Genomic DNA, 16,116 nt, shown 5'->3' with positions numbered 1-16,116 from the left:
TGACCACCCAAACGTGCCGATCTAGAAACCCGCGCCGTCCAGCGCCCCGCTCACCACTCGGTCGACCCTGGCCTGCTGCGGATCACGGGCCAACGCCTCCGTGCACGGGCACCCGGCGAGGTCGCTGCCGCACAGGTACACGCCGAGCACGCGCAGGCTGCGCGCCGTCTGCCGCAACCGCGCCGCACCCCGCAACCGCACCTGCCCGTACACCGCCTTGGCCAACTGGTACGGCACGCCGGGCCCGAGGTCGACGCACGCCTGGCTGTCCAACTCCTCCGCCACGTGCGCGATGGGCCGACACCCGTACGCCCGCGCCGACCGCACGAGCCTCTGGTCCAACCTCGCCACCAACCGCTTGGCCACCTCGTCCCGCCACCCCCGGTCGGCGCGCAGGTAGGCGACCAACTCCTCCACCCGGACCGGGTCGGGCCGAGGGCGGCGGGCGCGCGCTCTTCGTCTCTGCGACGTCATGACACTCAAGATCGTGTGTCCTCAACCGTCGTGAGCACCCCTCACCCGGCTGCGCGGCCAGAGCACTCGCGCGCACTAGTACCTCGGACACCGAGAGGTACCGCGGCCCGCCGTCAGCGCGCCATCTTCTCCAGGTACTCCTGCGTCTCCGGGTCGGTCGAACAGACGCACACCCCGCGCATCCCCCTGGTGAGCAGCACGCGGTACGTGTTCCTGATCAGCTCGTGGAAGTTCGCGCCCTCGGCCTTCCTGACCGCCGGGTCACGGGACTGCTCGGGGCGCGCCACCCACCGCCCGTCCCGCCGGACGAAGTCCGGACCGAAGACCACGCCCGCCCAGTCGTACTCGAAACCCTGGGCCGTGTACACGCAGCCGACCTGGCCGAAGCCGCGTTCATCGCTCGCCCAGTAGTGCGATTCGGGCGCGTCGGCGACCCTCTTGCCAGGCTTGGCGTTCCACGGGCGCTGCCAGTCGCCGATCCGCACGTCCGGCACCAGCACCTTCGTGCCGTTCACCGTCACCGGGTCGCTCCACCGCCAGCAGTAGCCGGCCGCGAGGCGCGCCGTGCCGCCGAACCGCTCCCGCTGGGCGAGCAGCCACTCCTCGACCTCACCCGGTGCGCGGGCGGCACGCACCACGAAATCCTCGTCGTCGCGGGTCACGAGGTCCGACCACGCGGTCGCGCGACGACGGCCGATGTCCAGCAGCCCGGCGCTCCAGGCGTCGAAGAACTCCGACCCGCCGCACCGGTACTGCCCCGCCAGGTGCACGACCTCCACCTCGCAGCCGAGTGATCGAGCGGCGGCCTCGATCTGCTGACGGGAGCCCATCTCACCCGGCCGCACTATCTGGTGCTCGTCGAGCAGGAAGACCGGCACCCACGCCGCGTCGATCAACTCGGTGACCTGTCGACGGGCCCGCTGCCGCGCCTCCGCCCTCGTGTAGCGGTTGACGCTGGTCTCGCGCACGCGGTGCGCTTCGTCGCAGATCAGCACGTCCAGGCCGCGCGGCTCGGCGTCCATGAAGCTGTTGAAGTACTTGAACATGCTCTGCACCCGTGGCGCACGCCGCCCCGCCAGCTTGCGCAGCGTGCTCGTGAAGGCGCTCGAGCCGGTCGCGTGGTAGACGCGACGACCCAGCCGGGCCAGCTCGCCGAGCAGGCTCAACGCGATGACGCTCTTGCCGGACCCCGGCCCGCCGAGCACGATCACCACCGTCTGGGTGCGACTGGTCCGCGCGCGTTCGACGGCCTGCATGACCGAGCTGTAGGCCACCTGCTGCTCGTCGAGCAGCACGAACTGCTCGCGTTCCTGGATCTCGCGCGCCGCCAGGTTCAGCAAGGGCTTCGACGGCGCGTGCCTCGCGTTCAGCAGGTCTTCCGCGGCCCGCCCGGCCGCTTCCCTGGTGGCCGGATCGGGGTCGAGCAGCGACTTCAAGTGGTCGGCCATCCGCGACCGGGTGTCCATCGTGTAGAGGCGGCCGTAGTCGTCCATGCCGTACTGGGAGAGCTTCCAGACCCCGGACCGCACCGCGTTGTGCAGGTACGCGAGGCCGTGCACCGCTCCGGGCTGCTCCGCCAGCGCGGGTGTGGAGTCGACGAGGTACTCGCAGTACCGGCGCACCTGCTCCACCGGGTGCAGGACGGGTTCCGGGTACTGGGGCACTTGCACGAGGTCGTCGCCGACGGGTTCGGCACTCGACCACTGCTTCAGCTCGACCAGCACGTACGAGGCCGTGCCGCGTCGGGGGTGCGTGCCGCACAGGATCACGTCCACCCGCTTGGGGTTGTGCGGGAGCTTGTGCTCCAGCAGCACCTCGACGTGCCCGAGACCCGCCTCCACCACATCGGTCAGGAACGCGGGCAGGCTGTTCTGCCACGACCGCACCTCGGCCCGGCCGACGCCCGACTCGAACTGGATCCGGGCCTGCTCCTCCAGCACGGTGTGCAGCCGATCGGACATGTCGAGCAGGTTCTGAGCGCTGCGGCGCACGAGAGCCACCGGTTGATCCCCCACCTGGGCACGCGGAATACACGTGCGGGTGGGGGCAGCGACGAGCGTGCGCTCGGTGCCCGGCGGGCCGCGTGCCGAGGTTAGCGCGACAAGGGATCAGACGGCCCACCGGCGCTCGGCACAGGTGCACCGAAGCGCTACGCCACGGACATCGGTGCCAGGCGCAGCACGGTGTGCCGGTCGCCGGTCAGGTTCCGGTCGGCCCAGCCGAGCACCGAGGACTCCTGGGCGAACAGCACGATCTGCTGCCGTTCGGCCAGGGCCAGCAGCAGGTCGAGTATCGCCGAGGTGCGGGTGTCGTCCGCCTGCACGGTCACGTCGTCCAACAGCAGGGGGGACACCTCGCCCGCCGCCGTCAGGTGTCGGACGAGTGCGAGGCGGAGCAGGAGGTAGACCTGTTCGGCGGTGCCGACGGACAGGACGTTCGCGTTCCGCCATTCCCGTGAAGGCCCGCAGACCTGCACCGACAGCGTCGCCGGATCGAGTGCCGCGTCCACGTAGCGGCCGTCGGTGATCACCGGCAGCCATTCTCGCAGTGTGCCGACCAGCACGGGGGCGATGTCGCGGTGGACGGCCTCCTGCGCACGGGCGAGGTGCGCCCTGGTCACGTCGAGGATCCGGGCGAGCTGCTCGACGTCGTCGAGCGCGGAACGCGCCGCTTCCACCGCCTCCTCGGCCTCGGACACGCCGGGAAGCGTCCGCGCCCGCTCGACGAGCGCGCCCTCCGCCAAGTCCGCCTCGGTCGCGAGTTCGGCCGCTTCCGCACGTGCGGTGGCGGCGAGTTCCTTCGCCGCCACCAGCGCGGCGTCGACGTCGGACACCTCCCTCCACCCGCACCGAACAGGCGCGGGCGGACTCCTCGCACCGCAGTCGTGCCCGGTCGGCCACGTCACGCGCTTCCCCGGCCGATCGCCGCAGTGCCGCGTCCTGCTCCCGCAGGGAGAGGAGGTCGTTCTCCAACGCGGCGAGGTCGGCTCCATCGAGCAGCCTGGTCAGCAGCAGCCAGTCGGCGTGGTCCCGGTGTGCCTCGGCCGACTGCCGGTCCCTCGCCTCCCGCCAGCGCGTGATGACCGCCGACAACTCCTCGGCAGCGATGTCCCCCGTCACGGTGTGGCCGATGGCCTGCGCGGCCTCTCGCAGCAAACCGACCGCACGGGCTCGGGTCGCGATCGCGTCCCGCACGGCCGCCTCAGCCGCCACCCGGTCCGCCAACGACCGTTCGAGCGGTCCGCGGCGTGCGGCGACGCCGGCCTGGCGCGCGTTGGCGGCACACCGCGCCTCGTACTCCTCGAACGACCACCGCACGTCGTCCGCCACGTCCGCACCTCGTTGCCGCAGGGCATCGGCGAGCGCGACCCCCGCGCGGTCGACCCGGTCACGCAGCCGTCCGTCCTCGACGCGCCAGGCGTCCGCCGCCGCACGCGCCTCGATCAGCCGCTCCGCGCGTCCGGCCAACGCCGACAACTCAAGGGGGTCCGGCAGGAGGCCCAGTTCGCGGCACCGCGCCACCAGATCGGTCCGTGCCCGGTCGGCCCGTTCCCGCTGCTCCACCGCGGCCGCGTGGCGGGCCTCCGCGGCGGCGAGCGCGTGCTCGGCCTCGTACAGCGATCGACGGGCGTTCTCGGCGTCGATCCGGGCCCGTTCGGCTTCCGCCGCCACCTCGCCGTCGACTCGCGCCGCGCCTCGACGCCGCACGAATCCGACTCCGCCGCACACGACGGAGAGGACGAGCGCCACCACGGCCACGACGAGGGGACCGACCACCACCAGGACGAGCCCGCTCACCAGCAGCACGGCGGCCAGCCCGAACACCACGGGCCGCAGCGCGGTCGCACCGCCGGACGCGGCTCGGACGGCGGCGTCGTGGCGGTGCCGGGCATCCTCTTCGCGGCGTCGGGTGTCCTCGGCTGTCGTGGTCGCTTCGCGCTGACGGTGACGCGCTCGTGCCACGGAGTCGGCCAAGGTCCCCGAATCGACCTCCGGCACACCGTCGGTGGAAGCGAGGTCGGCCGCCAGGCGGCGCAGCACCGCCGGTCCCGCCGCCACCGCCGCCTCGGTCGAGCCGTCCTGGCCGGTCGGAGTCGTCGGCTCCTTCGACCGGTGCGCCTCGGCGATGGCGAGCGCCTCCCGGTGGGCGTCGGCGGCGGCGCGCACGTGCTCCTCGACAGCGGTGTCACCGGTGAGGGCTGGCGGGAGCTCGTCCAGTTCCGCGCGCAGGTCGTCGGCAGTCGGGCCGTCGAGGGTGCGGGGTGACGGCGCGACCTGCCAGGCGGCTTGCGCCCGTTCGACCAGGGCGGCCAGGTCGTCCTGCGCTGCCGGCGCCGCCGGCGCAACCCCGCCGAAGCGCGCGTCGAGCACGCGGATCCGATCGAGCCGGGTGGTCTGCTCCTCGAGTCGGACACCGTGATCGACCACCGCTCGTTCCGCGCGGTCGGCCTCGGCGAGCGCGGCGTTCCAGGAACGCCACGCCTCTCGCAAGCGCGCCAAGCCCTCGACGGCTTCCCCGTCCAGGGCGGCCCGGTGCGCACCGAATCCGGCCTCCAGCCGCAACTTCTCCGACCGCTCGACGAGGTCGAGGTACTCCACGTGCGCGCGCTGGGCCAGGACGAGCTGCTCCTCCGCCTCCGCCAGACGCCTCCGTGCCGTCCTCAGCGGTTTGACCGCGTTGGCGCGTTCGGTTCCGACGTGCTCGCGGCGGAACTCGTCGATGTGCTGCAGCGCCACGGCGGCGGTGGCGTCCGTGCCGGCTGTGGCCGCGGCCCGCTGCAAATGCTCCTGCAGTGCACCGGAATCACCGAGCACGCTGAGCACGTCCGCCTGCCGCACGCACGCGGTCGCGGCGAACGAGCGGCGGTCCAGCCCCAGCCACCGACTGGCGTCCGGTGCACCGGCGAACATGATCTCGGCACTGACGTCCCGGTTCAGCGCGAGGTCCAAGGCCCGGCAGTCCACCTTGCCGAGCAGGTCCTGGCTGAGCTCGACACGTCGTCCGTCGGCCAGTTCGATGATCGCGGACACCGCCCACGCGCCGCCGCGCCACGGTCGGTGCCGTTCGGCGAACCGCTGTTCGGCGGGTCCCGGCCTGCCTCGTCCCCGTTGCCGCCCGCACAGCGCCGCGTAGATCGCGGCGTGCCATGAGGACTTCGCCGACTCGTTGGGGCCCGCCACCACCGTCAGACCGGGGGCGAACTCCAGCGTGGCATCGACGAGCGGGCCGAAGGCGCGTGCGGTGACCGACTCGATTCTCATGTGTTCCCCGTGTTCGACAGGTCAGCGGACGGCGAGTTCGGAGGCCCGGCCGTCGAGCGCGCGCAGGCCGGTGACCAGAACACGTCTGCGGGTCTCCTCGTCCAAGACCGTGTCCTCCCGGACATTCCGGACGAACTGCCCCCGCACGGTCGGTTCCCCGGCGAGCGCGTCGAAGTCGTAGGCGACGTGCACCGGCCCGAGCCGCGGGACCAGGGCGTCCAAGTGCGGTGCGAGCGCGGCGAGGTCGGCCGGCCGGAGGTCCACCTCGGGCGCGACCTCGCCGGTGATCGTGACCCGCGCGACCCCGGTCAACCCGGCGACCGCCGCGATGACCTGTTCCCGCACCTGTCCGGAGTGGGTGACGCCCTCCAGGCGCACCGTCACGTCGTGCACTTCGCTGACGGACACGTCGTGGCGTTCGCGTTCCACGGTTCCGTCGTCGTGCACGGTGAACAGGACGACTCCGCGGCCCGCTGATTCGCCGAAGGTGAGCGGGTCGGGATTGCCGGGGTAGGTGTGCCGTTCGGCGTCCCTCGCGGTGTGGAAGTGGCCGACGAAGGCGTGGTCGATCCCGGCGGCTTCGATCTCCGACGCGGTGAACGGCGCGTGCGGGAGCTTGCCCGATTCCTGGAATCCGATGGCCGCGGTCTCCGAACCGTGGAACAGCGCCAGGTTGACCCCGCCGCGGTCGACGCGGAAGTGCTCGACGAACCCGTCGGTGTTGGCGGGCGCGCGATGCGCGGCACCCCACAGCGTGAGGCCGTCCGCCAATTCATGCGCGACGAATCGGTCCTCCGTGAACAGGTGCACGTTCGGGGTCCACTCGACCTGGTGGTAGAGGCTCTGCGGCCCGTACCAGTCGTGGTTCCCCGGTGCGAGGAAGACGGGCATGTCGACGCTCTCGAACGCGTCGCGCAGGAAGTGCGCGGTATCGGGTGAGAACCGCTCGTGTTCGTACAGGTCACCGGCGCAGAGCAGGGCATCCGACTGCTCGGCTCGCGCCAAGGCCGTGATGCGCTGCAACGTTTCACGCAGAGCGAGTCGGCGGGCCCGGGCCAGTGCGGGGCCGGCCCATCGGAAATGCGTGTCGAGGTGGAGGTCGGAAAAGAGTAGAAGTCTCACATTCACCTCGTGGTCGCGCGCCGCGAGCACACCCGAGCCCGACACCCGCTCGAACCGGGTGTTCGTGGTCCTCGTGTGCTGTTCTGGTGACCGGCATATAGGGAAGTCGCCCGTTGTCGTTACACGAGATGCGAGAAAGGGACTTCAGCGTGATTTTCCGGGAGTGACCACGAAACGACTCGGCTCCGTCAGCACCGAGGCCGCGCCGTCGAGGTCGGCCAGGCGTGCCGCCAGGGTCGCCGTCGCCAAGGCGTGCGGCAGCGCCTCGCTGAATTTCAAGCCCTCCAGCGCCCGCTCGTCGACCTCCGGCAGGCACAGCCGCTCGGCCGCGTCGGTCAGCGCCGCCCGCCACATCTCCACGGTCACATCCGTGCGGAGGCGGATCGACGCGTCGTCCACGCGCTGCTTGGCATCGGTCAGCTCGGACAGCGTCGAGGCGAGCGTGGCGTTGGCCCGGTAGCCCGCCCAAGTCCACCAGCGCACGTCCGTGCCGTCACCGGTCACGACCGTACCGCCGGGGTGGACGGTGCTGCTCGCGTCCTAACGCTCCTCGGCCAACGCGCGGAGGGCACGCTGCGTCATCTTCACCGGCGGGTCGCTGCCCAGCAGGACGTCCCGGACGGCGCGGCTCAGCTGCATCGAGGCACCGCTCAGTCCTGGAGTGTGCCAGCGGGCCTTGCCGCCGCCGGTTGCCTCTTCCACGAAGCAGCGACGGCGTTTCCAGTCGATCCAGCCGACCTTCCAGCTCCGGCCACCCAGGAGCAGCAGACGAGGCCCCTCCACCTTCTCGGTGAGCAGCGCGGGATCGGTGCGCCCGATCTCGCGGCGGCCGTTCAGGACGGTGAACTGAGGCGGCGCGGTGAACACGACCGCACCACCTTGGTCCAGCCGAAGCGCAAGTGTCGGCTGCGCGTTTGGATCTCCGGGTGCTCGCTCAGCGGCCTTGCCAGATTGGATGCATGTACTGACGGCGATCGTGCGGCGCCTCCTCAGTGGTGAAAACCTTACTAGCGGAGCGGTATACGCAGTCGATCCCCAAGCGGTGCATGAACTGGATACCCTCTGTGTCGGGGCGTTCCGGGAAAAGAGCCATCAGTCGGGTGACCGGTTCAGGGCTGCTTGCTGCGTAGTCGAGCAGTTGGGCGACCGATTCACGAACCTTGCCGTGAGTGTTCAGGCTCTTCGCTTCTGCCACAACAACATCGGAGTCGATCCTGTAGTAGAGATCAGCCCGCTTGCCGCTTGCTGTGACGAAACTCGTCATGGCGACGTGCGGCTGGGATTCACAGAATTCGGCTACGAGTTGGGCTTCCACCCGTTCCTGTGCGTACTTCCGTGCGGCGATTTCGTGCCAGACAATGTCCACGTGGGTCCGCTCGACGGGGATGACGCGGGATGAAGTGCCGATCAGTTCGGCTGTCGCGATCAGCTTCGCGTCCAGTTCGGCTTCCGCCGTACTGGGGTTGAGTCGGAATGCGCGTATGAGACGGGCAGCCTTCTCGTGGTCGACCACACGTTGACCATAGACGTAGTCGCCGTGAGTGAAGCCGTCGATGCTCCACAGGTCAGTGATCGGGTAGTCGGTGATCTGCACGTTCAGAACACTGTAGACGTTAACGAAGCTGTCGCTATTGGCGTGCTGTCGCCACATGAGGTCGGCGAGTCCCTTGTTGCGGAACAGGTGTCCGATCTCGCCGGTGGCTTTGACCTTCTTCTCTCCAACGAAGATCACAACACCGCCGTCGCGAAGGCGTTCCATCGGCTTGTCATGACGCGAGATGGCCCCCCAGAAGTGGGCCTTGCCGGACGGGTGGAGCGACAAGAGCCGGTCGAAATCGGCTGGCGGCAGGAGATCCCGGTACCTGCTTTCGGTGAAGTCGACAGAACCTTCGATCGTGTTGTGAAAACGCTCACGCGTCTCACGGTTTCCGTAGCAGGGCGCAAGCAGTGCAAGCGTCATTGGCCACCCACCGGTCTTCACTCGATCGTGTCGGTGTTGACCATATGTCCTTGGGAGGTGCTGCGTCATCCCTTCGGTAGACATGCGCGAACGAACCAGGTGTCCAAGGATGCTTCTTCAGGCATCTCCCCAGGTAGGGGTCCATACGACGCGGAATGATGGGTGTTCGACCTGGAGATGCCGGGGCGACGTCATCGACGAGGTCGGCCAGAGGCCAGTAGCGGCGGACTGGCGGGTGGTGCCAGCCGTCGAAACCAGCGTCCAGCAGCGCCGCTGATGTCGCACTCCACGTAACCAGCGGCCGTGCCCGCGAGAACAGGCCTCCCTTGGCCCCGGTATCCCCGGCTGCGCGACTGAGCCGGGGATACCGGGCGAACGGCAGTTGTAACGGCTCGACTCAAGCCGGGTACGGGCCTTGGTGATCGACCGAACTTACCTCGTCCGACCAGTCCGCTCGCAACTCAGGTGTTCTTCAGCGCGCGCACAAGCGCCCGAAACGAGTCCGCGCTCACGCTGAACTGACCCGCTTCCGGAGCCTTCGAGTCGCGCAAGCCCACTGCGTCCGTTCCGAGTGCCACTTCGACGCAGTTCACGTCACCCGCACTGTGGCTGCTCTTGTGCCACGGAGCCGTGCCGTCGAGCTGGATCATCCGCTGCTCCCTTCGGCGATGGATCGCATGAGATCCACCGAGCTTGGCGCATCATGCGACACGGCCAGCAACATGTCTGCGGTCTGCTGGTGGAAGTGCACCGCTGCCGGGTCGTCCAGGAACATGCCGGAGGTCCGCGACTCGACATAGGCCATGGTCGGAGAGTTCTCGAATGTCATGATCACGAACGAGCCGCTGAGGCCAGGGTGGGTCACGACATCGCTCGGGATGATGTGCACGGCGATGCCAGGGCGCTCGGCAAGCTCGATGAGGTGCCGGATCTGCCGAGTCATCACGCCAGGGCCGCCGATCGGTTGGCGCAACGCCGCTTCGTTCATGATCAGGCAGAGTCCGGGCGGTTGCCGGCGGGTCAGCAGAGCTTGCCGGGCGAGGCGGTTCGCCACGCGGGACTCGATCTCGCTCTCCGATTCGTGAAACTGGAGGGCGGAGATCACTGCGCGGGAGTAGTCGGCCGTCTGGGCCAGCCCTGGAATCAGGATCGGTTCGAAATTGATGATCTTCGATGCCCGCTGCTCGAACTCCCAGTAGGTCCGGCTCTGGGCGGACAGGGGCGCGACGAGCAGACCGTGGCCGTTGCCGCCTCGTGCTTGGGACAGCAGGCGTTGGCGGACATCGCCCGTCACGCCGATGATCGCCAGTATCGATGCCACCTCTTCGCTCGTCGCTGCACGCTTGCCGTTCTCCAGGCGGCTGATGGTGCTGATGGAGACTCCGAGCCGGTCGGCCACTTGTTGCAGCGTCATCCGTGCTGCCTTGCGGTGTCGCTCCAGTTCGAACCCGATTCCCCTGGTAGCGATGCCAGACCGCTTTGGTGCCATCTTCAATCCCTTGCGCAGGTAGCAAAAACATCTCGGTCAGTTCATAGCAAAGCAGCTTTGAACTGCGGAAACATCACTCGAATGGGCGGTCTTAGGTCCTTGTCGGAACCGTGCGAGACTGAAATTCTCGCCGCATGAACACCGTTGAGGAAGATCGAGTGCTGCGGCGGCACCTGGCGGCCGTGCTGGTCGGCGTGCTCTACAACTCCGACCGGAAGTCGTTGCAGATGGCGCGGGCGGAGACGCACCGGCTGGTCGGCGCGGTGACCACGTGCCTGGGCACGCACCCGCTCGACAAGGCGGGCCAGTGTGGCGTGTGCAAGTCGTCAGAGTGCGCGCTGCGCAGCGATCTCCGGCTGGCCCTGATGCCGTTCGACGGCGTCGGCGAGGAGCACATCCTCGACGTCGTCGGTATCGAGCGGAAGAAGTGATGACACCGGAGAAGCCCGTCGAGGACATGACGATGGCGGAACTCCTGACCAACCAGGTCGATCAGGAGTCCGTCGAGCCCGATCAGCCGGTGAGACTCAACAACTCCGACACCGCGTGAACGAGCCGTTGCGGGTCGGCCGGGCTCAGGGTGGACCACTCGCGTCCGTCACCGGACGGGCGGCGGGTGAACTGCCACCGTCCCTCCGGTGTGTCGTAGAACGACACCGCGTACGGTCCGCGCATCCTCGGTCCTGGTCGGCCTTGCAGGGTTGGGCGGACCGCCGCGCCGAACTGGCCCATCCGCTGCACGGTGCCGAGCACCGAGCCGATCTTCTGCGCGTCAGGCCGGGGCAGGCCCGTGTCCCGCAGCGCGTTCTCCAGACGGGTGGAGGACTCACCGGCGGCAGCCGCCGCACGCTCCAGGCCCGACGCGAGGAGGCTGATGGACCGTGACCGGGGTGTCGGGTGCGGAGGCAGTAGCGACACCATCGACGCGGCGAGCGCGGTTTCGTCGATCCGGCTCAACACCAGCGCGTCCGCGGTCAGGACGGCCGACACCGCGTGCCCGCGCCGGGCCGCCGCGACCCCGCGGACCCGTGGGCCGGAGTCCAGTCGCAGGCGGGCGTCGACCTCGCGCTCCGGGCGTGCCAGCAACTCCAGCGAACCGGCCAGGCGGGCGTCCACCTCGCCGCGCTCGGCCAGCCCGCGTGCCTCCAGTGAACGCCACGCGTCGTTGAACAACGCGCGGCGCTCGTCCAACGTCGCGCCGTGGGAGGGGATCGACAGGATCGTGGGGTACTCGCCCAGCTTCAGGTGATCCCAGCACAGCTCGAACTCCAGCCGGGACAGGGTGAACCTCACGGGCCGTCGTCCCCGATCACCGGCGGCGCGACCCGTGGCATGGAGTCCTGACCCCACACGTCGTCCAGCTCTTCCAGGTAGGGCGCGGCCTTGTGCTCGATGTCGTCCTCGCCCCGACCGCCTTGCGGCGCGCCGGCCATGCCGCCCACCATCGGGCTGCCCGCCGCGCCCCTCGCGCCTGCCGCAGCACCACCAGTACCGGCCCGGTTGGCGTGCTGGTCTCCGGCGATGCCGGAGGACGAGCCGTGGCCGAAGGGCTGGCCGCCGTGACCGGGCTGGCCCGGAACGCCGGGCAGACCGCCGCCGAACCTGGGCGCGTTGCCAGGCGGGTTACCGCCGAATCCCTTGGGAACGCCCGGACCGGTGCCCTTGCCGGGAGGGTTGCCGCCGGACGGGTTCCGCCGGTCGTGGAAGCCCGGGGTTGGGTTCGGCCTGATCATGCCGGGTGGTGGCACCGTGACCGGCGGTTGCGGCGGTCCGGGCGTGTAGGGCGGGGAAGTGATCGGCGTGGGTCCCGGTCGGGGCGTGACGTCCGGTGTCGTCCCGACTGCCGAGGTGTTGGTGTCGCCGCCGATGGGCGCGACGACCGGGGGAGTGCTCACCGGCTGCTGCGGCAGGGTCGTGGTGGTCCGGCTGGGGTCGGTGGAAGTGGGCGTGCTCCACCGGCCGTCCGAGAACTGCTGGGAGTACCGGCTCTGCGCCTCGGACTGCTCGAACGTGGGCTCGGTGACCTGAGTCGTCACCTGGGGCGGCGGCGTGAACGTGCCCAGGAGGCTCACCGCCGCCGACGCGCCGTCGCGGTAGCCGTTCATGACCCGGACCGCCTCGCGCTTGGCTTCGTTGGCCTGCTGCTCCTGGATGTCCTGGTCGGTCTGACCGCCGACCAGGTGCGTGAAACCGGCCGGGATGCCGAGGAAGTCGTCGTTCGCCGTGGAGGTGACCTCGACCGGTTCCGGCATCCGCGTCTTCGCGCCGCCGTAGTGGGAGGTCTGGGCGGAGAACGCGTTGTGCGTCTCGACGCCGGCGACGCGGGCGTCCTCGGCCCACTGCACCAGCGGAGCCGCGCTGCCGGTGAACCGCTCGCCAGCCGCGCCGACCCAGACCGCCCCCGCGTCCCGGATCGCCGACTCCAGCTCGCTCTTGGCGTTGCCCATCACCGCGCGGAAGCTGTTCCAGGCGTCGTTCACGGCATCAGCCGCCGCGTGGCCCGGCCCGCTGTGGATCTTTTCGTAGAGCTGCTTGTGCGACTGCGCGTCGAAGTTGTGGTTGCCTATCCCACCCATCGAGTGCTCCCCCTCACTTCACCAAGTTCTGCATAGCCGCTTTCGCGAGTTGCCTCGCCCCGTCACACGGCTCGGGGAAGCGATCTTCGAAGCCTTGATCGACCGAGAAGGCGGCGACGAGGTACTGCCCATCCGCTGTGTCGACCATGACGTCGCAGGCGGCTGGATCGGACGGCACGGTCACGGTGATCGCGGGGAAGCCGAAGATCGGCTCGATATCGGTCGGCCGCCCGGTTCGTTCGCCACCGGTCCACGCCTCGATGCCCTCCTTCGTCACGGGGACCAGACGGTTGCCTGCTCCGGTGACAGACCACGAGCATGCTGTGGTCTTGTAGAAATCGCTGGTCACCGGCCTGCCCTGGCGATCGATCTTGAGCGCGGGCAGTTGCTCGGCCGTCAGGAGCGTGCAGGGCTGCACACCGTCGAGCCTGACCTCGCGCGGTCGTGCCGACGATGGCTCGGCTGATGGCGAGGACGTCTCCGCTGCGGCTGTGGTGGTCGTTTCGGGAGTCGGCGTCCCCACGGATGGACTGCATGCCGACACGAGCGCCAGCATGGCGAGCACACCGACAAGAGATCGACGCATGACGCTCAGATGCCCCTGTCCTGCTGCATGGTCACGGTGTTGACGTCCTCGACCAGGTTGTAGGTCTTCGCTGCCTGGTCGAGTTGATCGATGCTCAAGTTCAGTTGGGAGATGAACTTCGCGGTCACGTCAATTGCCATCGCGGCGTTGTCCGCGAAGGTGCTCGCTGCATCGCGTGACACGTCATCGTCGGCCACTGGTCGTCCACGGAGGTTCTCGCGCTGGTTCTCCAAGAAGTCCCGGACCGTGTCGCGGACGGCTTCATAGCGGGACTTGAGGGCCAGGATCTGGCCCGGCTCGACCTGCATGGTGACCGGTCCGGCGGCTGCCGGAGCGCCGGCTCCGCCACCGCTCGCCATGAACGGCATGAGTCTCCCCTCCTCCTGCCTTGACCACTGTGCGCATGTGAGACGTTGCTGTGCGTACTCGGGTTACCGCGCGGCAAGGCCGCCGAGTGGTTGTTCCGGACGACTCGACCCACGAGCGAGTGAAGTATCCCGACAGGTGGCCTCGGGTACCGGGTGATAATTCATTTTCCCGGCGTGTTCACCCTGATGAAGTAATCTTTATGCGAGGAACCGTCGTCTCGGCACCGGTTGAGCACCGCCGGAACACCCGGTCGTGTCAGTCGGCGCTGATCACGGGGAAGATCAGTTGCTCACCTTCCCACCGTTCGGCCTCCGGCTGCGTGAGAGCCGCGATCGGACGGCTGTCGCCGCGCTCCCGCTCGAGCACCTTGCGCCACTCCGGCAGGGTGCCGGTGACCACGAACGGCCCGATCGGCACTTCGAGCAGCTCGTCCTGGACCCGGACGGGGGTGCTCTCGCCGGCGATGACCAGGTCGCCGTCCACCCCTGCCTCGGCGGCGGCGACCACGTCCTCAAGGTCGGCGGCGGACATCGTCCCCAACCACGTGCCGCTGTTCGTGCGTGCCCGTGCGAGCAGGACGTCGTCACCTGTCGTGTTGTCGTACCACTCGAACTCGAGGACGGCGCCGGACAGCGGGTCGGTGGACTCGGACGCCGGGGACAGCCACGACGGCCGGAACCTCTCCAGCAGGTCCGTCATCGCGTCGGCCAGCAGGCGCCGCCGCGCGCTCAGGAACGAGCGGTAGTGGTCCGCGTCCCGCAGGTCCTCGTCCACGGGGATGAGGTGGGCGGTCAGCTCCTGGTCGCCCAGTGTCGGGAAGTAGTCCCGCGGCGACCTGTGGCTGATCTTCCGGTTGGCCTTGCCGGAGATGAAGGCGAGGTTGGCCAGGTCGTTGATCTCGCCCTTGCTGTACTTCTCGGGGTGGCTCTTCAGCGTGGCCTGCGGGTGGATGTGGTGGTACTCCAGCGCCTGGCTGCCCTCGGCCGCCGCCGAGATGCCGATGCTGCCCCACCAGTCCTTGGCGCCCGCTTCCTTGGCGACCAGGAAGCTCAGGAAGAAGTACGGGCTGCCGACGGTCCGGCCCGCGAGGTCGTCCGGTCCGATCGACACGCCGCCGGTTACGCCCAGGTTGTCCAGCAGTCGACGCACCGGGTCCTCCGTGCGGGCCGCCGGGATGTCCTGCCCGAGCCGGGTGTCGGTCGACCCGCTGTACCGGTTGCGGATCGTGGCCGCCAGGAACCAGAAGAGGATGGCGTCGGCCGTGCCGCCGTCCAGCTGTTCAGCCTCTCGCTCACCGAGCAGGACGATCAGTGGCAGCAGGACGACCATCGACGGCAACAGCTTGCTGTGCGAAGCGCCGAGGTTGTTCTGCAGCAGGGGCACGAGGTGCCGGAGCCCGCGCCGCACCGTGGCCCAGCCGCGGTCGAGTTCGTCGTCGGTCGCCGCCACCAGACGTGCGTGCGACCAGGCGGAGAGGCCCCGTCCCAGCACCGCGCCGGTGAGGGCCCTGGTGAGGAACGTGACGTCGATGTCGCCGTAACCGCGGTCTGCCCAGTGCTTCGCCTCTTCCTCCAACTTCTGCAGCACCCCCGGCCACCGCGCCGAGAGGGTCGCGAGTGCCAGGTCCGAGGTCTTCAGCGAGCGGCCCCCGCTGTTCACGCGCACGAAGATCTGCGTGACCTCGTCGTAGGGGAAGTCCCGCAGCACCTCCATGTGGAACTTGTGACCGGGGATGGCGGCGAGCTTCTGCAGCCGCTTGCTGATCTCGTTCGGGGCAATTCCCGGATTGCGCTCGTGCAGTTCACCGACGAGCTGCCACTGATCCGCTTCGGGCTTGAGGACGTCGTAGACCTTGATCCACCGGGGATCCTTGGCCGTGGCCGCGCTCTGGTTCTGGAACTTCTCGGTCTCGATGTTGAAGACGATGGCGGCCTGCGGGTGATCGGTGAAGACCCGGTGCAGCGACGTGACGCGCTGTTGGCCATCCAGGAGGTAAAGCGGTACGACAGCGGGCTTTTCGGCCGAACCGCTGATCGCCGCTTCCCTGGTCTGAGGTGCCTCGTCGGTTTGCCAGAAGAGCAGCGAGCCCGACGGGTAGCCGCGGTAGAGCGACTCGACCAGCTTGGCGACCTGGGTCGGCTTCCAGACGTAGCCGCGTTGGATCTCCGGCAGCCTGATCTCGCTGCGTTGGATCCGGTGCACGAGTTCGCTGACCTCGAGTTCGGTCTTGGCAACAGGCATTCAGGCGGCTCCCGACGTGGGCGTTCGACGATGCACGT

17 protein-coding genes and 1 pseudogene are annotated in these 16,116 nt (G+C 69.1%); 3 read left to right on the top strand and 15 right to left on the bottom strand.

The window, feature by feature from the left end; all coding sequences use genetic code 11:
* Window positions 1-21: 21 nt before the first annotated feature.
* The 3 genes from FHX81_RS12205 to FHX81_RS42010 all read right to left on the bottom strand — a co-directional run bounded on the left by FHX81_RS12205 (window position 22) and on the right by FHX81_RS42010 (window position 3,307).
* Window positions 22-474 carry a hypothetical protein gene (locus FHX81_RS12205; RefSeq protein ID WP_141977963.1) on the bottom strand — a complete coding sequence of 151 codons (453 nt, stop codon included), beginning with the start codon at window positions 472-474 and terminating at the stop codon, window positions 22-24.
* A gap of 113 nt (window positions 475-587) precedes the next feature.
* Window positions 588-2,474, bottom strand: a complete 1,887-nt coding sequence (locus tag FHX81_RS12200; RefSeq protein WP_342787193.1) for a DUF2075 domain-containing protein — start codon at window positions 2,472-2,474, stop codon at window positions 588-590.
* 149 nt (window positions 2,475-2,623) lie between these two features.
* A complete protein-coding gene (locus tag FHX81_RS42010) occupies window positions 2,624-3,307 on the bottom strand; it encodes an ATP-binding protein (RefSeq protein ID WP_246107785.1) in 684 nt (227 codons plus the stop codon).
* 289 nt (window positions 3,308-3,596) lie between these two features.
* Between FHX81_RS42010 and FHX81_RS42005 the strand changes: the two genes are divergently transcribed.
* Together FHX81_RS42005 and FHX81_RS42000 are read left to right on the top strand one after the other, a co-directional pair.
* Window positions 3,597-4,739 (top strand): hypothetical protein, encoded by a 1,143-nt coding sequence (locus FHX81_RS42005; protein ID WP_246107784.1) that lies wholly within the window; start codon window positions 3,597-3,599, stop codon window positions 4,737-4,739.
* 21 nt (window positions 4,740-4,760) lie between these two features.
* On the top strand, window positions 4,761-5,624 hold the full coding sequence (locus FHX81_RS42000; protein WP_246107783.1) for a hypothetical protein: 864 nt from the start codon (window positions 4,761-4,763) through the stop codon (window positions 5,622-5,624).
* A 24-nt stretch (window positions 5,625-5,648) separates the two neighbouring features.
* On the opposite strand, the pseudogene FHX81_RS42980 reads toward FHX81_RS42000, so the two are convergent.
* The 7 genes and pseudogenes from FHX81_RS42980 to FHX81_RS12170 form a co-directional block, all read right to left on the bottom strand.
* Window positions 5,649-5,735 (bottom strand): annotated as a pseudogene (locus FHX81_RS42980) (hypothetical protein); the annotation flags it as partial.
* Window positions 5,736-5,756: 21 nt separating this feature from the next.
* Window positions 5,757-6,857 (bottom strand): metallophosphoesterase family protein, encoded by a 1,101-nt coding sequence (locus tag FHX81_RS12190; protein ID WP_141977960.1) that lies wholly within the window; start codon window positions 6,855-6,857, stop codon window positions 5,757-5,759.
* Window positions 6,858-7,001: 144 nt separating this feature from the next.
* Complete coding sequence (locus tag FHX81_RS42840) at window positions 7,002-7,361, bottom strand: hypothetical protein (RefSeq protein WP_211363472.1); 360 nt, start codon at window positions 7,359-7,361, stop codon at window positions 7,002-7,004.
* Between the two features lie 36 nt (window positions 7,362-7,397).
* The gene (locus FHX81_RS42835; protein ID WP_211363471.1) at window positions 7,398-7,724 is read right to left on the bottom strand and encodes a hypothetical protein; all 327 of its coding nucleotides are present in this window, start codon (window positions 7,722-7,724) and stop codon (window positions 7,398-7,400) included.
* A 67-nt stretch (window positions 7,725-7,791) separates the two neighbouring features.
* Entirely contained in the window at window positions 7,792-8,817 is a 1,026-nt protein-coding gene (locus FHX81_RS12180; protein WP_141977958.1) for a hypothetical protein, read from the bottom strand.
* A gap of 461 nt (window positions 8,818-9,278) precedes the next feature.
* Window positions 9,279-9,467: a DUF397 domain-containing protein gene (locus tag FHX81_RS12175; RefSeq protein ID WP_141977956.1), complete on the bottom strand. Its 189-nt coding sequence runs from the start codon at window positions 9,465-9,467 to the stop codon at window positions 9,279-9,281.
* A complete protein-coding gene (locus FHX81_RS12170; protein ID WP_141977954.1) occupies window positions 9,464-10,306 on the bottom strand; it encodes a helix-turn-helix domain-containing protein in 843 nt (280 codons plus the stop codon). Before FHX81_RS12170 ends, FHX81_RS12175 begins: the two co-directional genes overlap by 4 nt.
* A gap of 134 nt (window positions 10,307-10,440) precedes the next feature.
* On the opposite strand from FHX81_RS12170, the gene FHX81_RS12165 reads away from it, so the two are divergent.
* The gene (locus FHX81_RS12165) at window positions 10,441-10,737 is read left to right on the top strand and encodes a hypothetical protein (protein ID WP_141977952.1); all 297 of its coding nucleotides are present in this window, start codon (window positions 10,441-10,443) and stop codon (window positions 10,735-10,737) included.
* An 82-nt stretch (window positions 10,738-10,819) separates the two neighbouring features.
* Here FHX81_RS12165 and FHX81_RS12160 read toward each other — a convergent pair whose 3' ends face one another.
* The 5 genes from FHX81_RS12160 to FHX81_RS12140 form a co-directional block, all read right to left on the bottom strand.
* Window positions 10,820-11,599, bottom strand: coding sequence for an ESX secretion-associated protein EspG (locus FHX81_RS12160; RefSeq protein ID WP_141977950.1), 780 nt, complete (start codon window positions 11,597-11,599; stop codon window positions 10,820-10,822).
* Window positions 11,596-12,882 carry a PPE family protein gene (locus tag FHX81_RS12155; protein WP_141977948.1) on the bottom strand — a complete coding sequence of 429 codons (1,287 nt, stop codon included), beginning with the start codon at window positions 12,880-12,882 and terminating at the stop codon, window positions 11,596-11,598. Before FHX81_RS12155 ends, FHX81_RS12160 begins: the two co-directional genes overlap by 4 nt.
* A 13-nt stretch (window positions 12,883-12,895) precedes the next feature.
* Entirely contained in the window at window positions 12,896-13,438 is a 543-nt protein-coding gene (locus tag FHX81_RS12150; protein ID WP_246108248.1) for a DUF3558 domain-containing protein, read from the bottom strand.
* Between the two features lie 35 nt (window positions 13,439-13,473).
* Window positions 13,474-13,836: a PE domain-containing protein gene (locus tag FHX81_RS12145; protein WP_141977944.1), complete on the bottom strand. Its 363-nt coding sequence runs from the start codon at window positions 13,834-13,836 to the stop codon at window positions 13,474-13,476.
* A 256-nt stretch (window positions 13,837-14,092) separates the two neighbouring features.
* Complete coding sequence (locus tag FHX81_RS12140) at window positions 14,093-16,078, bottom strand: GmrSD restriction endonuclease domain-containing protein (protein WP_141977942.1); 1,986 nt, start codon at window positions 16,076-16,078, stop codon at window positions 14,093-14,095.
* Window positions 16,079-16,116 lie beyond the last annotated feature (38 nt).

The sequence above is a fragment of the Saccharothrix saharensis genome, from assembly GCF_006716745.1.
Classification (GTDB): Bacteria; Actinomycetota; Actinomycetes; order Mycobacteriales; family Pseudonocardiaceae; genus Actinosynnema; species Actinosynnema saharense.
The sequence above is the reverse complement of the archived record's forward strand: the minus strand, read 5'-3'. Positions and strand labels throughout refer to the sequence as shown.

Excerpts from the sequence above, each read along its gene's own strand:
- FHX81_RS12205 (WP_141977963.1), bottom strand. The coding sequence starts at position 474 with ATGACGTCGCAGAGACGAAGAGCGCGCGCCCGCCGCCCTCGGCCCGAC.
- FHX81_RS12180 (WP_141977958.1), bottom strand. The coding sequence starts at position 8,817 with ATGACGCTTGCACTGCTTGCGCCCTGCTACGGAAACCGTGAGACGCGT.
- FHX81_RS12175 (WP_141977956.1), bottom strand. The coding sequence starts at position 9,467 with ATGATCCAGCTCGACGGCACGGCTCCGTGGCACAAGAGCAGCCACAGT.
- FHX81_RS12170 (WP_141977954.1), bottom strand. The coding sequence starts at position 10,306 with ATGGCACCAAAGCGGTCTGGCATCGCTACCAGGGGAATCGGGTTCGAA.
- FHX81_RS12165 (WP_141977952.1), top strand. The coding sequence starts at position 10,441 with ATGAACACCGTTGAGGAAGATCGAGTGCTGCGGCGGCACCTGGCGGCC.
- FHX81_RS12155 (WP_141977948.1), bottom strand. The coding sequence starts at position 12,882 with ATGGGTGGGATAGGCAACCACAACTTCGACGCGCAGTCGCACAAGCAG.
- FHX81_RS12150 (WP_246108248.1), bottom strand. The coding sequence starts at position 13,438 with ATGCTGGCGCTCGTGTCGGCATGCAGTCCATCCGTGGGGACGCCGACT.
- FHX81_RS12145 (WP_141977944.1), bottom strand. The coding sequence starts at position 13,836 with ATGCCGTTCATGGCGAGCGGTGGCGGAGCCGGCGCTCCGGCAGCCGCC.
- FHX81_RS12140 (WP_141977942.1), bottom strand. The coding sequence starts at position 16,078 with ATGCCTGTTGCCAAGACCGAACTCGAGGTCAGCGAACTCGTGCACCGG.